Raw genomic sequence first — 14,973 nt, 5'->3', positions numbered from 1 at the left:
AGAAGAACGATCAGCCCCTGTAGTGAAGCTGATCGTTCTATTTTATACTCTGCTTTTTTGTGGTTTAGCTGGTTCAAGGTGGATTGATTTACCATCAATACCGCCAGCTCGAAGCGCTTCATAGACGAATGGTGCAACGTCTTCGTGCACTTCAAAGAACGAGAATTTCTCAAAAATATCAATGCGGCCAACAGACTCTGTATCAACGCCAGCCATCACAGAAAGCTCACTTAAAAGTTTCTTTGGATGTAGATCAATATTACGACCTACATTTAAGAAGAAACGAACCATTCCATTCTGACCGCCTGTTTCACCAAAGTTATATTCGGAAGGGGTCGTGTTCTGTTTCTGCTGAATGGCGTTCTCAAGGAAAGCTTGAACAAGATCTTCTGCGTTATATTTAGCTAAAAGAAGCTCCGTTGTTTCACGAGCAGTCGAATCAGACTTTTGCTTCTTCAATTGCTTTTCAACAGATTTTACAATGTTATCAAGATCAACCGTTTCATCCTGAAGCGGCTCAGCAGATAGGTTCAATTTGATTTTTGATTCAATGGATTGAAGGAAACGCATGTCTTTAGGCGTTACGAGCGTTAACGCAATTCCTTTGTTCCCAGCGCGACCTGTACGTCCAATACGGTGAACATAGCGTTCTGGGTCCTCAGGTATATCATAGTTGATCACGTGACTAACGTGAGCAACGTCAATTCCACGAGCTGCGATATCTGTTGCAACAAGGAAATTCACTTGAGATTTTCTAAAGAGATTCATTACCTTCGAACGCTGCTGTTGCGTTAAATCGCCGTGAAGTTCTTCTGCTCGATAGCCACGCTTTTTCAATGACTCTGTTACTTGAGCTGCCCCTTTTTTTGTCTTGGTAAAAATAATGCCGAGGCGAATGTCTTCACTTTCGATGACGCGACAAAGCGTATCGAATTTATCACTTTCAAATGTTCTGTAATAAACCTGCTCTACCGTATCCGCTGTTATATCTCCTTTAGAAACGGAAATCGTCAGTGGATTCTTCAAATATTTGCTGGAGAGCTTACGGATTGGCGCAGGAATTGTAGCTGAGAATAAGAGCGACTGGCGATTAGCCGGCAGCTGCTTGAAAATAAGTTCAATGTCATCAATAAAGCCCATATCAAGCATTTCATCTGCTTCATCTAAAATAGCTGTATGAACGTTATCTGTGCGAAGTGTTTTACGTTTCAAGTGATCGAGCATGCGTCCTGGTGTTCCTACAACTATGTTAACGCCTCTCTTTAATGCACGGATTTGATGATAGATTGGCTCCCCACCGTAAACGGCAAGAACATTTAACCCTTTGTATTTAGAAAGCTTCTGAAGCTCAGTCGCAACCTGCATAGCAAGCTCACGTGTTGGTGTGAGAATGATGGCTTCAGGTCCTCCGATTTTTTTCACTTTTTCAATAACAGGAATACCAAAAGCAGCTGTTTTTCCTGTACCGGTCTGTGCCTGACCGATCATATCTCTACCTTCTAAAATTGGTTCAAGTGCTTTCTCCTGAATCGGGGTCGCTTCTTTGAAACCAAGTTCGAGCACAGCTTTTCTAACTTCATTTGACAATGCAAAGTCTTCAAAATTCTTCATACGTACGTTATTCACCTTTCTAACTTCAATAATGTATTCAATCCATGATTCACAGTGCGTTTACGGATGGCGTGACGGTTCCCTGCAAGATTGAGGGCGACCACTTTCTCACCAGATGGTGCTGCAACACCAATAAACACTGTTCCAGGTTCTTTCCCTTCACTAGGATCTGGACCTGCAACACCCGTGAAACTGATGCCGACATCGGTTTTGTATCTCTTTTTTACGCTTCTAGCGAGTTCAATTGCACATTGTTCGCTTACGGCACCGTATGCTTCTAGTGTCTCATTTGATACGCCGATCTCGCGCTTTACTTCGTTAGAGTAACACACAACCCCACCATAGAAAAGTGATGACGCTCCAGGGAGATCCGTTATTTCCTGACTAAACATACCGCCTGTAAGGCTTTCTGCTGTTGATATAGACCAATCACGGTCGCTAAGAAGTGAGAAGACTTCTTTTGCGAGTGTTGTCTCTCCATAGCCATATAAATAGGAGCCTACACGTGCATCGATTAATTTTTCTGTTTCATCAATTAACTTATCCGCTTCTTGTTTAGTGTCGGCTTTAGCTGTTAATCGAAGCGTAACTTCCCATTCCCCAGCTAGCGGGGCAATCGTCGGGTTCGTTTGCTGATCAATCAAATCTTCTAGCTCTGTTTCAAGCCTTGACTCTCCAATACCAAAGAATCGAAGCACGCGGGATACAATCGTATCACCTTGCTTCAACTGACCAAGTAAATAGGGTTCAGCATAGTTCGTGAACATTGGATAGAGCTCTTTAGGTGGTCCTGGAAAAAGCATATATGTGTGGTTGTTAGCCGTAACAGCCATACCCGGGGCCATACCATTGTCGTTACGAAGCACTGTAGCTCCGTCTAACACGAGCGCTTGCTTGCGATTATTCTCTGACATGGGAGCGCCCGTTTTTTTATAGTAATCCTGGATATTTTCCATTGCTTCTTCGTTATAGACTAATTTTTTATTTAAAGTACTAGCAATCGTCTCTTTCGTTAGATCATCTTTAGTAGGTCCAAGGCCACCTGTGAAAATCAACAAATCAGAGCGAGACTCTGCAACTTCAATAACTTGTTTTAATCGTTCACTGTTATCACCGACGGCTGTATGGTAAAAAACATTAATACCAAGATCAGCCAAACGAGTTGAGATGAATTTTGCATTTGTGTTGGCGATTTGTCCAAGTAGTAACTCTGAACCGATTCCAATAATTTCTGCATTCATTTTGTAACCATCCCTTCTATCCGAAGCAAGGTGTTTCCTTGTTTCCATAGCTCATAATTTCTCTACCCCCATTATACATTGGTTTACCTTTAACGTATAAGGAAGCGCCTTGAAAACAATGGGGAAATTACCTATTCGATCGCTTATTCGCTTATTAAAGAGGTTTCAAAAGGGAACAGATTAATCTGTTCCCCGAGGGTGTTAACGTGATTTAAGTAGTACCTGACGATTTTTAGAAAAGTAATCCCATCCAGAATAAACTGTAATAATAAGTGCTGCCCATAGCGAAATCGTTGCAAAAGGAAAGCCAATCGCTTCGAATGGCACATTTTCAATTAACAAAGCAATGATCGCAATTATTTGGATCCATGTTTTTAACTTACCGAGGTTGCTTGCCGCTAGTACTTCTCCTTCTGAAGAAGCAACTAGCCTAAGCCCTGTGACCGCAAATTCACGACTAAGAATAACCACAACAATCCACGCTGGCGCAGCACCGAGCTCAACAAGCGAGACAAAGGCTGACGTAACGAGCAGTTTATCAGCCAGAGGATCAAGAAATTTCCCAAGATTCGTGACAAGGTTATGCTTTCTAGCTATGTAGCCGTCAATCCAATCGGTTACCGAGGCGAAAATAAAGATCGCTGTAGCAACTAAATGGGAATTTAACAAGACAGCTCCCGCTATTTCTGTTTCACCAAGCGGTAAGGGCGCTAGAAGAAAAATTAGAAATACAGGAATTAAAAAAATGCGCGATACTGTAATTTTATTAGGCAAATTCAAGTGTGTTCCTCCTAAATGTCATTTAACCTATCAGATCATGTGATAAGGGGTAGCCACTTTCTTCAACAGTTTTCATTAGCTGTAAGATGCGTACCAATTCCCCTCACTAAATCGTATTCTATTCTAACACTGTTTCTTTCATGCAGAAAGGAAAACTTCACCATTACCAATCGTAAGAAAAGGAGTCATCTAATCAAGATGACTCCTTTAACTTACTCGGCTTTTTTGAAATTGAACGTCACATTTTGAACAACAGGTTCTTTCGGAATCTTAATCTTTTCCCCGTTTACAAACACAGCGACATTTGGCGAACTCCCTAAACGAAGTGTTGCTGAAGCTTCACTTGATAAGTCTTCCGTCACGTCTTTCCCTTTGGCAAGACTTTCGTATACGTACTTCTTATCACTAGCGCCAGTTAGAGCGACCCAACTACTGCCTGATGCTTCTAACTTCACTTCAAACTTCTCTGCATTCGTAATCTCATACGTAGAACGATCAGCGCTGCTGTCTACCTTCTTAATTTCCATTTCAGGGGCAGGCTCTTCTTCAGGTTCTTCAGCAGGCTCTTCTTTTTCCTTTTCTTCATCTTCTTTCGTTTCCTCTTCAGGTTTCTCAGAAGATGCATCGTTTCCAGAGTCGCTCACTTCATCTGAATCTGGTGCACTGCCGCTGTTCTCATCGCTAGAAATTTGTTCCTCCGCCTGGTTCGTTGTAGCATTCTGGTTTGTCGTTTGATCACCGCTTTGGACAACATACCAGATCAATGCTGCCACGCCTACTATCAACAAAATGACAAGTATAGACGGAAATACGGAAGACCATTTGGAAGAAGCTGATGAAGATTTGCTTGGCTGAGATGGCCTTCTCATTTTCCTTGGTGGTAAACTCTCCGGCACATCTGCACTTGCTTTAGGGATCTCTGAAGCATATTCCTCAAGAAATTCCTCTCCGTTAAAGCCAACTGCTTCCGCATAGTTTTTAATAAATGCACGCGTATAAAAATTACCTGGAAGCAGTTCGTAATTTCCTTCTTCAATCGCATGAAGATAGCGTTTCTGAATCTTTGTAATGGACTGAATTTCCTCGATTGATAATCCCTTATCGTTTCGAGCCTCTTTCAGACGTTGACCTAGCTCTGTCAATGAAAAACACCTACCAATTAGTTAAAGTCTAAGCTTGAAAATCCAGAAGATTGATTTTCAATTACCTGATATGTAATTTCTTGTTCCGGATCGTCTCGCAATTCAATTATATAATCAAAATCGTTCATCGTATACTCTGTTTCTTGAACAAATATATCAGGATGCTCGACAACCTTTGTTGCTGGTAGCCTCATAATATCACGAAGCACCTGCCAGTGCCGTTCAGACGCTCGTCTCGCAGATACAATCCCATCAATTAAAAAAATATGATCACTGTTTAATTCATCGTCAGCGACTTGCGTTCGAACCGTTTGTTTCAACATCGTTGAAGATAAAAACACCCAACGCTTGTTCGCACAAACACTTGAAGCAACGATGGACTCAGTTTTGCCAACACGCGGCATCCCTCTTATTCCAACAAGCTTATGACCATCTTGTTTAAAAATTTCCGCTAGAAAATCAACAAGTAGTCCAAGCTCGTCTCGAATAAAACGAAACGTTTTCTTGTCATCCGCATCACGCTGTATGTACCTACCATGCCGAACAGCTAGACGATCTCGCAATTTCGGTTCTCGCATCTTTGTTACAGTAATATTGTCCATTGTATTTAGAATAGATTCCAAACGCTCAATTTGCTGTATTTCATCAACCAGAAGAAGCAAGCCTCTTCGCATATCATCGACACCATTAATCGTAATAATGTTAATGCCGAGCATTCCTAATAAGGACGCCACGTCTCCAAGAAGACCCGGTCTGTTTTTATGAATTTCATATTCAAGATACCATTCCTTCTTCTCCATATGCCAACTCCTTTAGCCACAAATTTCCTATGTTCCTTTAATCATAAATGATTTTCATAAAGGTTAAAAGAGATGAATCGGGATTTTATTTACTTTTCTTACATCATTTGTTCCATTTCATAGAAAAAGAAGGGTGTATAGACACCCTCCTTCTGTAAAAAAATCATTTATCTTTCGTTTTGAACGAGCTTAACCATCATATTTGCGATCGCATGCTGTTCTTCTTCGCTAGCTACATGCCATAAGTCAGCAAGAAGCTGTTCTTGATCATTTTTAGCTTTTACTCCATCAGCAAGGTATCCGCCGATCTGGTAAGCAACATCTGAGACAACTTCATGAGAAAGTCCTTGCTGTTCGCCCTGATTTAAGCGATCGTGCAAGAACCCTTTCCACGATTCAAAATTATCTAGTACAGACATCTATATCCCTCCTTTATCAAGTCATCATCTATATGTTGTCTCGAAGGAAAGGACATTATGCATCGTTTTCTACAGCCAGGCACCATCAACTGAAATAATTTGTCCGCTTATGTAAGAAGCTTGATCGGAATCTAAAAAAGTAATAAGCGATGCCACTTCCTCAGGCTGTCCAGGTCGCCCCATTGGAATGTCATCGACTAATAATTGTTCGTCCTCTCCTGTCAAACGCGCATTCATTTCAGTTGTAATATAGCCAGGTGCCACAGCATTCACTCGAATTCCGCTCGGCCCTAACTCTTTCGCAAGACCCTTTACAAACGCATTTAGTCCGCCTTTAACTGAGGAATAGACAACTTCACATGATGCGCCTGTTAATCCAAACACAGAAGAAACAACAATAATTGAACCGCTTTTCTTTCGAACCATTTCATTGATAAAGTGCTTTGCAAGCTTAATGGACGAGGTTAATTGCAGCTGAATCATCGCTTCAATTTCTGTATCCGACATATCGGTCAATAAGCCAAAAAAACTGTTGCCAGCGTTTAGAATAAGGGTGTCGACACCCTGTACTTTCTCTGTTAAGTGACGCGCTCCATCCTTACTAGCTAAATCCGCCTGTACTGGAAATAGATTCGCCTCCGGATAAGCTGCCTTTATTTCAAGAATCGAACGTTCATTTTTGTGATAATGAGCGTATACGCGCTCACCTTTTTGAATATATGCAGCAGCAATGGCCTTACCAATCCCGCCGCTCGCCCCGGTTATTAAAACATCTTTCACTAAGTATCTCCCTTTCTTTAAACTCATCTCATCACTAATTTTCAATTTAAAGATCAGTGAAAAAGCACCCAGTTGGGTGCTTTCTAGGATTTTGGAACGACCTGACATACTGTAAATGATTCTTCAGCAAAGTGCCCCTTAACCGCCTCTTCAATGTCTTTCGCTGTAATAGACTCAAGCATTGGAACAACTTCAAATAAATCCATATCATTAAAGCGATAGCGTGTGAACTGATTCGCAATAAACTCTGGAGAATTTAATGCTCGTAAGAAACTACCGATCTTTTTCTTACGAATTCGCTCGAGCTGATCCGTATCAACTGACTCATTCTTAAACGATTGAATCATTGAAAACAAACGATCAGCTAGCTCATCTGGTGAGCTTGTATTGCTTCCTAAGATGGAGAAACCGAACTTCTCTTCTTCTGTAAAATCATACGAAAAGCTCTGATCAATAAGTCCTTCATTATAAAGCTTCTCGTAATTCTCCGAGCTCTGTCCGAACATTAAATCAAGCGCAAGATTAATGGAAAGCTCGTGCTTCAGAAGATCCTCCCCCTGACGCCCTGGATTTGGTTCTTTAAATCCAACGAGGCACTTCGCCACTTGTACAGACATCGGAAGAACTTTCTTCTTCTCTGCCACCTTTTGAGGTTCCTCATCAAAAAATCGTTCAATCGGTGGCTGATCTTTGTAAGATTTCGCCGCCTGATTTTTCTCTACAAAGGACATGATTTCATTCGGTTCGACGGCACCAACAACGAATAGCACCATATTTGATGGATGATAGAACGTTTCATAGCACGTATATAAAGATTCCTTCGTGATTTTGGCGATGGATTCGATTGTCCCAGCAATATCAATTTTAACAGGATGATGATGGAACATATTTTCAATCACACCAAAATACGCGCGCCAGTCGGAATTGTCATTATACATTTCAATTTCCTGACCGATAATCCCCTTTTCCTTTTCAACACTTTGGTCACTAAAGTACGGATCTTGAACAAAATTAACAAGTGTTTCAAGGTTTTGCATCACGTTCTGTGTTGTTGAAAACAAGTAGGCCGTGCGTGTAAACGACGTAAAGGCATTTGATGAAGCACCTTGTTTACTAAAATCTTGAAACACATCACGATCTTCCTTCTCAAACATTTTGTGCTCAAGGAAGTGAGCAATGCCATCGGGAACTTGAACATTCTCCGAACCGTTTAATGGTACGAAATGATTATCAACCGAACCATATTTTGTCGTAAACGTTGCATAAGTTTTGTTAAAACCTTTTTTCGGAAGGACATAAACATCAAGTCCGTTGTCCATCGTTTGGTGGTAAAGAGTCTCTTGTAGTTGGTTAAATGGAATAGTTTTCATGATTAAGCCTCCTCGCCTTTTAAGAAATAAACGGTATCAAGCTTAACCTTATCCGCAACTGCTAAAATGTCCTCTTTGGTTACAGCTTCGACTCCGTCGAGCCACTCCTCAATGGTGCGTAGCTTTTGAGAAACGACACCATGGTAAAGAAGTTCCACCATGCCCTTCGCATCATCGACGGTTTCAAGCAGCTGATTACGAATCATTGTTTTCGTTTGCTTCATTTCTTCTTCATTAAATTCGCCATTTCTCATCGCTGTAAGCTGTTCTTTAATGATATCAACCGTTTTCTTATAGTTTTTAAATTCAATTCCTGACATCACGATAATTAAACCTTTGTGGCTTTCATAACGTGAAGCTGCATAATAAGCGAGACTTTCCTTCTCGCGCACGTTTCGGAACAGCTTAGAATGCGAGAAACCTCCAAACATGCCGTTAAACACTTGAAGAGCAAAATATTCATCGTCAGCATACCCAACGCCTGAACGAAAGCCCATGTGAAGCTTTCCTTGCTTAATTTCCTGTGTTTCTAAAATTTCTTTCTCTTCTACATCAAGTGACGCTTTTTGTGTCGCCTCAGAGCCACGATCAGTCCGTTCTTTAAAAGGAAATAGTTCCTTAACGACCTCTTCAGCATGAACTCCCTCTAAATTGCCAACTAAATAAAGATCAATCTCATCTTCAGCACAAACTTTTTGGTAGAAATCATAAAGGGATTTAGCTGTTACACGATCGACTTCTTCTTTCTCCCCATATACATGAAGTCCAAACGCTTCGTTTGGAAACATTTCTTGCGTAAGTCTCATATTAGCAAAACGCATCTTATCATCATAAATAGACTGAATGCGCTGTTTCATCGTACGCTTCTCTTTATCCACAATAGAAGAATCAAAACTAGTTCCATCCGTTTTTGGATTCATGATTACTTCTGAAAGGAGAGAAAGAGCTTTTTTGAACAAAGGTTCATCTTCCGAAAGGAACTTCTCATTCGCAAAATCCATCCTGAACGTCATAATATGAAAATCGCCCTTCTTAGCAAGATCCACACCAAGCGTTGCACCATAAAGCTTCTCAAGCTCAGTCCTCACTGCTTTAGACGAAGGATAATTCTCCGTCCCGCTTTGCAACACATGAGGCAAAAGAGCCCTCTCCGTTACCGTTTCTTCAGTCAAACGCGCCTTAAATTGAACCACTACCGTTGTTGTTTTATATTTATCCGTTTGTATCCTATGTAGCGTCAAACCGCCGCACGAGGTTTTCTCATGAGGGATAATAGCCATTGACCTCACTCCTTTTTAAAATCCATTAACTACCATCAGAGGAAACTGAAACTTACCCCCTTTATACCATAGTATGTGTAATAGTGTAAGCAATTAGTACTTTTAAAAGAAAAGCGGAAGTGAGCGGTTAGACACGCCAGGCACTGGAGCCCTATAACTCGAACACGGTCTTTGTGTTCGAGTTATAGGGCGAAGTGACCAAGTGTCTGCTCACTGCAGCTGGACACGAAAAGCGAAGCGGGCCCGATTAAATCCGCAGGATGTTGGAGCCCATGAGATTGAGACGCTCTTTGTCTCATTCGATTGGGTGAAACAGCCGGAGGATTTGGCCTGCGCAGCTAGACACGAAAAGCGAAGACGAGCGTTTAGAAACGGAGATATTGGAGCTCTTGAACTAGAACACGCTTTTTGTGTTCTGGTGTAAGAGCGAAATATCGCAGTTTCTGCGAGTCGCAGCTAGACACGAAAAGCGGAAGCCTCCGTTTAGACCCGGCAGGCACTGGAGCCTTTCAAAATGAACACGGTCTTTGTGTTCAGGTTGAAAGGTGAAGTGACCGAGGGTCTGGAGGCTGCAGCTAGACACGAAAAGCGAAGACGAACGTTTAAAAACAAAGATTAATATCCCAGAACCACCTCCCCCCAAAAAAACCTACCCATACGAAAAAGCTCTCCGTTTTCACGAAGAGCTTTCCCTGACCGTTATCGCTTTCCTTTCTCATACGGTTCGCCAATCGCTTTTGGCGCATCCGCTCGTCCAACTAGACCTGCAAGGGCAAGAATAGTTAAAACATAAGGAGAGATTAGAAGATAAACTTCTGGAATTTCTTTCAAACCAGGAATCTGCTGCCCAGTAATACTGAGCGACTGAGCAAGACCGAAGAAAAGGGCTGCTCCCATTGCGCCAAGCGGATGCCACTTCCCAAAGATCATAGCAGCAAGTGCCATAAAACCTTGTCCAGAAATGGTTGCGTGGCTAAAGTTACCGGCAATCGATGTCGCATAAACTGCACCACCAAGACCAGCAAACCCACCACTTAGCATAACCGCTACATAGCGCATTTTTGTCACGTTGATTCCCATCGTATCAGCGGCCATCGGGTGCTCCCCAACAGAGCGAAGACGAAGCCCAAACGGCGTTTTATAGAGAACCCACCATACGACGAATGCTAGCACGATCGCAATGTATGACGTATAATACGCACTTGAGAAAAACAATGGTCCAATAAACGGAATGTCACTTAAGAAAGGCACATCCGTTTTATAAATACGTTCCTGAATAATTGGCGTTTGACCAGCGTCAAAGATTTTCTTCACAAGGAAGATTGCAAGACCAGCAGCTAGGAAGTTAAGGGCAACGCCACTTACAACCTGATCAGCTTTAAGCGAAATACTTGCAACAGCATGAAGCAAGGAGAACAGCATTCCAACGATAATCGCTACAACAAGTGAAAACCAAGGTGAAGCTGCCCCCATTCCCCACTGTTCGCCTAGAATTGTAAATAACGCACCCGTGAAAGCCCCCATTAGCATTAAGCCTTCTAGTCCAATGTTAACGACACCTGACCGTTCACTGAATACTCCACCAAGAGCAGTGAAAATCAGGGGAGCTGCTGAAAAAATAGCGGCAGGAATAATGAGCTGAAGAATCTGCATGAAATCCATTAAATTTTCCCCCTTTTGCTCACCCTGTTGCTGATCCAGTGAATCAAGTAACTGGATGCGACAAAGAAAATAATCATCGCAATCACGATTTCTACTAACTGTGTTGGTACTTGTGCCACAGATTGCATGTTGAGAGCTCCAATTTTCAGTCCGCCAAATAACGCAGAAGCAAGAACAACACCTAGTGCACCATTTGCACCAAGAAGCGCAACTGCGATTCCGTCAAATCCAACTCCTGTAAAGTCAGCCATAACGGTCATATAGCCGTATGTGCCAAGCCCTTCCATTGCCCCAGCTGCTCCTGCAAAAGCCCCGGAGATAACCATAGAAAGGACAATGTTGCGTTGAACATTAATTCCTGCATATTCTGAAGCATATTTATTAAAACCAACAGAGCGAAGTTCGTACCCTGTCGTCGTTTTCCAAAGAAGGAACCACATAATAATTGCTCCGATAATCGCCACTACAAAACCATAATGAAGACGTGAAAAATCCGTAATCGATTCTAGAAACGGAGATTGCAACGAAGCCGATGCATTAATTTGATCCGTTCGCTCGCCAGGAGCAAGTAAATACGTACGAATAATCGCGTTCACAACATGAAGGGCTACATAGTTCATCATGATCGTCGTAATAACTTCATGTACATGATATTTAGCTTTCAAGAAACCAGGTACAAATGCCCAGAGAGCTCCGGCAAGACCTGCCGCTAAAATAGCGAGTGGAATGTGAACAATAGGACTTAGTCCTTCAAACTGTAAACCAATATAAACCGATGCAAGCCACCCAACTAATAGTTGGCCTTCTACTCCGATATTAAACAGCCCTGTACGGAAAGCAAACGCAACCGCTAGACCAGACAAAATAAGCGGCGTCATTTGCCGAACGGTTTCACCCATTACATACGTATTGGAGAATATCCCGTTAAACAATGCGGCGTAAGCAACAATCGGGTTGTATCCACTAACAAGCATAATAATACCGCCAACGAGTAATCCTAGTGCTACTGAAAGCAACGGCACTGTAATGCCAGACCACTTCCCTTTTAATAACTTCATGAAGTCTCACCAGCCTTTTTGCTCTTTGCACCAGCCATCAAAAGTCCAAGCTCTTGCTCAGTAGTTTCTTCTGGCTTGACGATCGCCACTATTTTCCCTTCATAAATAACCGCAATACGGTCACTCACATTCATAATTTCTTCAAGTTCGAAGGAAATAAGAAGAACTGCTTTACCATTGTCACGTTCTTCTACTAATTTAGAGTGAATAAATTCAATCGCACCTACATCAAGTCCACGTGTAGGCTGTGCCGCAATCAATAGATTGGGACTTCGATCGATTTCACGTGCGATAATGGCCTTCTGCTGGTTCCCACCAGAAAGCGCACGAGCAGGCGTCATCTCACTTGGGGTTCGCACATCATACTCTTTAATCAATGATTTGGCCTTATCCATAATGGTTGAAAAATTTAAAATGCCATTTCTAGAGAAGGGTCTTTTATAATAGGTCTGAAGAACCATATTTTCGCCAATCGAAAAATCTAACACAAGCCCATGCTTATGCCTATCCTGTGGAATATGAGCAATACCGCTTTCCGTTACACGACGCGGTTTCCAATTTGTTATGTTTTTTCCGCTAAGCTTGATACTTCCAGATTTTGATTTACGTAATCCTGTGATCGACTCAATTAATTCTGATTGTCCATTACCATCTACTCCTGCAATTCCGACAATTTCCCCTGCACGGACAGTTAAGTTCATACCGTTTACAACTGGTACTTTACGTGCATCTTCCACTACAAGGTTACTGATCTCAAGTGTTGCATTAGAAGGCTCTGAAGGCTTTTTCTGAATTGAAAAGTTTACTTCACGTCCGACCATCATAGAAGCTAATTCATCCTGATTCGTATTCGCAACATCAACAGTACCGATCCCGACACCTCGACGAATAACAGTACAACGATCACTTACTTCCATAATTTCTTTCAGTTTGTGTGTAATCAGAATGATTGATTTCCCTTCAGAAATCAGCTTTTTCATAATTGTGATAAGTTCTTTAATCTCCTGAGGAGTTAACACTGCAGTAGGCTCGTCAAAAATTAAGATGTCTGCTCCACGGTATAGCGTTTTTAGAATTTCCACACGCTGCTGCATACCTACGGATATTTCTTCAATCTTCGCATTTGGATCGACTGCAAGGCCATATTGCTTTGAAATAGCTTCTACATCTTTAGCAGCCTGCTTAAGGTTAACCTGACCTTTAGCAGTTGGCTCATTCCCAAGAATAATGTTCTCCGTTACGGTGAATTTTTCAACAAGCATAAAGTGCTGGTGAACCATTCCAATTCCGAGTTCATTCGCTACATTTGGATCTGTAATATTAACTTTCTTACCGCGAACGTGTATTTCGCCTTTTTCAGGCTGATAAAGCCCAAATAAAACATTCATCAAGGTTGATTTCCCTGCACCATTTTCACCAAGAAGGGCATGGATTTCCCCTTTTTTTAGCTGCAACGTTATATTGTCATTTGCCACAATCCCAGGAAATTCTTTACGGATATTTCTCATTTCAATGACGTATTCCATGTAGATGCCACTCCCTTATCCAAAGCATGAAACAAAGGCTAGTCTATGAAAATACTAGCCTTCGTCCCATATTTGGCTATAATGTAGGTGAGATTTCTAGAAATCCATCACGCTCAGAAAACGTAATGGACGATCTCTTATAGAGAGCTTTCGAATTCTTTGTACTCATCGTCAGTACTTGGAACTTCCAATTCGCCGCTCTGAATTTTCTCTTTATACTCTTCTACTTTTTGTAGTGCTTCTTCAGATACATTTTCTTGTGATTCAGCAATACCTACGCCATCTTCTTCAAGACCAAACTCTGTAACTTTTCCTCCTGGGAAGTCGCCATCCATTGTTTGCTTGGAAACTTCAATAACTGCTGTATCCACACGCTTCACCATAGAAGTTAGCGTTACGTTCTCAGGCATTCCTTCTTCATGCTGATCACGGTCAACACCGATAACCCAAACTTTTTCACCGTTTTTCGCACGGTTCTTCGCTTCAGTGAATACGCCATTTCCTGTTCCGCCAGCTGCATGATAAATGATATCCGCACCTTTATCATAAAGAGTACCTGCAATAGCCTGTCCTACTTCTGCTGCGTTGAAATCATCCGCATATTGTGTGAAGATTTCAGCATCAGGATTAACGGATTTTACTCCTGCTTTAAAGCCGCTCTCAAACTTCTTGATTAATTCAGAATCAACTCCACCGATAAAACCAACTTTATCAGTTTCAGATTGCATTCCAGCGATAACTCCTACTAAGAATGAACCCTGGTGCTCTTTGAAAGTAATACTTGCTACGTTCTCCATCGGCTCGCCATCTTCCGTTACAGCTACACTATCAACAAGAGCAAGCTGAGAATCTGGCTTTTGTGTTGCAATTGTTTGAATATCTTGTTGCATAAGGAATCCGATTCCGAAGATCAAATTATAATCTTCACGAATTAAGCCTGAGAGGTTTGGTTGGTAGTCACTTGCTGCAGTTGACTGAACATATTTAAAACCTTTGTCTTTCTCAAGTCCATTATCTTTTCCAAACTGCTGAAGACCTTCCCAAGCAGATTGGTTAAATGATTTATCATCCACACCGCCTGTATCAGTTACCATCGCAACTTTAAAGTCGCTGCTTTCGCCTTCACTGCTTCCGCCGCCAGAACTTTCATTGTTCGTATCTCCCGTTCCACAAGCTGACAAAAGCGTACCTGCAGCTAATACAGCTGACAACATAAATCCGTACTTCTTCTTCATCTTAATCCCCCTAATGTTTTTTAAACGCCGCCCGCTCTCTCTTCTCTCTATCGAGCTATGCTTTGTTTG

General features: G+C 41.9%; 14 protein-coding genes. 1 reads left to right on the top strand and 13 read right to left on the bottom strand.

What is annotated here, in order from left to right; all coding sequences use genetic code 11:
- Positions 1 to 42: 42 nt before the first annotated feature.
- The 9 genes from Q4550_RS07250 to yfmF form a co-directional block, all read right to left on the bottom strand.
- Complete coding sequence (locus Q4550_RS07250) at positions 43 to 1,611, bottom strand: DEAD/DEAH box helicase (RefSeq protein ID WP_194221456.1); 1,569 nt, start codon at positions 1,609 to 1,611, stop codon at positions 43 to 45.
- A gap of 11 nt (positions 1,612 to 1,622) precedes the next feature.
- On the bottom strand, positions 1,623 to 2,852 hold the full coding sequence (locus tag Q4550_RS07245) for a competence/damage-inducible protein A (protein WP_303531324.1): 1,230 nt from the start codon (positions 2,850 to 2,852) through the stop codon (positions 1,623 to 1,625).
- 201 nt (positions 2,853 to 3,053) lie between these two features.
- On the bottom strand, positions 3,054 to 3,632 hold the full coding sequence (pgsA, locus tag Q4550_RS07240; protein WP_194221455.1) for a CDP-diacylglycerol--glycerol-3-phosphate 3-phosphatidyltransferase: 579 nt from the start codon (positions 3,630 to 3,632) through the stop codon (positions 3,054 to 3,056).
- A gap of 212 nt (positions 3,633 to 3,844) precedes the next feature.
- On the bottom strand, positions 3,845 to 4,774 hold the full coding sequence (locus Q4550_RS07235; protein WP_283152223.1) for a helix-turn-helix domain-containing protein: 930 nt from the start codon (positions 4,772 to 4,774) through the stop codon (positions 3,845 to 3,847).
- Between the two features lie 17 nt (positions 4,775 to 4,791).
- A complete protein-coding gene (locus Q4550_RS07230; RefSeq protein ID WP_194221453.1) occupies positions 4,792 to 5,574 on the bottom strand; it encodes a YmfK family protein in 783 nt (260 codons plus the stop codon).
- 167 nt (positions 5,575 to 5,741) lie between these two features.
- Positions 5,742 to 5,993 (bottom strand): DUF3243 domain-containing protein, encoded by a 252-nt coding sequence (locus Q4550_RS07225; RefSeq protein WP_194221452.1) that lies wholly within the window; start codon positions 5,991 to 5,993, stop codon positions 5,742 to 5,744.
- A gap of 69 nt (positions 5,994 to 6,062) precedes the next feature.
- Entirely contained in the window at positions 6,063 to 6,773 is a 711-nt protein-coding gene (ymfI, locus tag Q4550_RS07220; RefSeq protein WP_303531321.1) for an elongation factor P 5-aminopentanone reductase, read from the bottom strand.
- 83 nt (positions 6,774 to 6,856) lie between these two features.
- A complete protein-coding gene (gene yfmH / locus Q4550_RS07215; protein WP_194221450.1) occupies positions 6,857 to 8,143 on the bottom strand; it encodes an EF-P 5-aminopentanol modification-associated protein YfmH in 1,287 nt (428 codons plus the stop codon).
- A 2-nt stretch (positions 8,144 to 8,145) separates the two neighbouring features.
- On the bottom strand, positions 8,146 to 9,423 hold the full coding sequence (yfmF, locus tag Q4550_RS07210) for an EF-P 5-aminopentanol modification-associated protein YfmF (RefSeq protein ID WP_303531319.1): 1,278 nt from the start codon (positions 9,421 to 9,423) through the stop codon (positions 8,146 to 8,148).
- A 202-nt stretch (positions 9,424 to 9,625) separates the two neighbouring features.
- On the opposite strand from yfmF, the gene Q4550_RS07205 reads away from it, so the two are divergent.
- On the top strand, positions 9,626 to 9,847 hold the full coding sequence (locus Q4550_RS07205; RefSeq protein ID WP_303531317.1) for a hypothetical protein: 222 nt from the start codon (positions 9,626 to 9,628) through the stop codon (positions 9,845 to 9,847).
- Positions 9,848 to 10,122: 275 nt separating this feature from the next.
- Here the strand turns inward: Q4550_RS07205 and Q4550_RS07200 are convergent, their stop codons facing one another.
- From Q4550_RS07200 to Q4550_RS07185, 4 genes are all read right to left on the bottom strand, one after another.
- Positions 10,123 to 11,085, bottom strand: coding sequence for an ABC transporter permease (locus tag Q4550_RS07200; RefSeq protein ID WP_194221448.1), 963 nt, complete (start codon positions 11,083 to 11,085; stop codon positions 10,123 to 10,125).
- Positions 11,085 to 12,143 carry an ABC transporter permease gene (locus Q4550_RS07195; protein WP_194221447.1) on the bottom strand — a complete coding sequence of 353 codons (1,059 nt, stop codon included), beginning with the start codon at positions 12,141 to 12,143 and terminating at the stop codon, positions 11,085 to 11,087. Before Q4550_RS07195 ends, Q4550_RS07200 begins: the two co-directional genes overlap by 1 nt.
- Entirely contained in the window at positions 12,140 to 13,669 is a 1,530-nt protein-coding gene (locus Q4550_RS07190; protein WP_303531312.1) for an ABC transporter ATP-binding protein, read from the bottom strand. The genes Q4550_RS07195 and Q4550_RS07190 overlap by 4 nt, the downstream gene beginning before the upstream one ends.
- A 137-nt stretch (positions 13,670 to 13,806) precedes the next feature.
- Positions 13,807 to 14,904 (bottom strand): BMP family lipoprotein, encoded by a 1,098-nt coding sequence (locus Q4550_RS07185; protein WP_194221445.1) that lies wholly within the window; start codon positions 14,902 to 14,904, stop codon positions 13,807 to 13,809.
- Positions 14,905 to 14,973: the final 69 nt, after the last annotated feature.

Source organism: Anaerobacillus sp. 1_MG-2023 (genome assembly GCF_030547345.1).
Classification (GTDB): domain Bacteria; phylum Bacillota; class Bacilli; order Bacillales; family Guptibacillaceae; genus Guptibacillus; species Guptibacillus hwajinpoensis_B.
The sequence above is the reverse complement of the archived record's forward strand: the minus strand, read 5'-3'. Positions and strand labels throughout refer to the sequence as shown.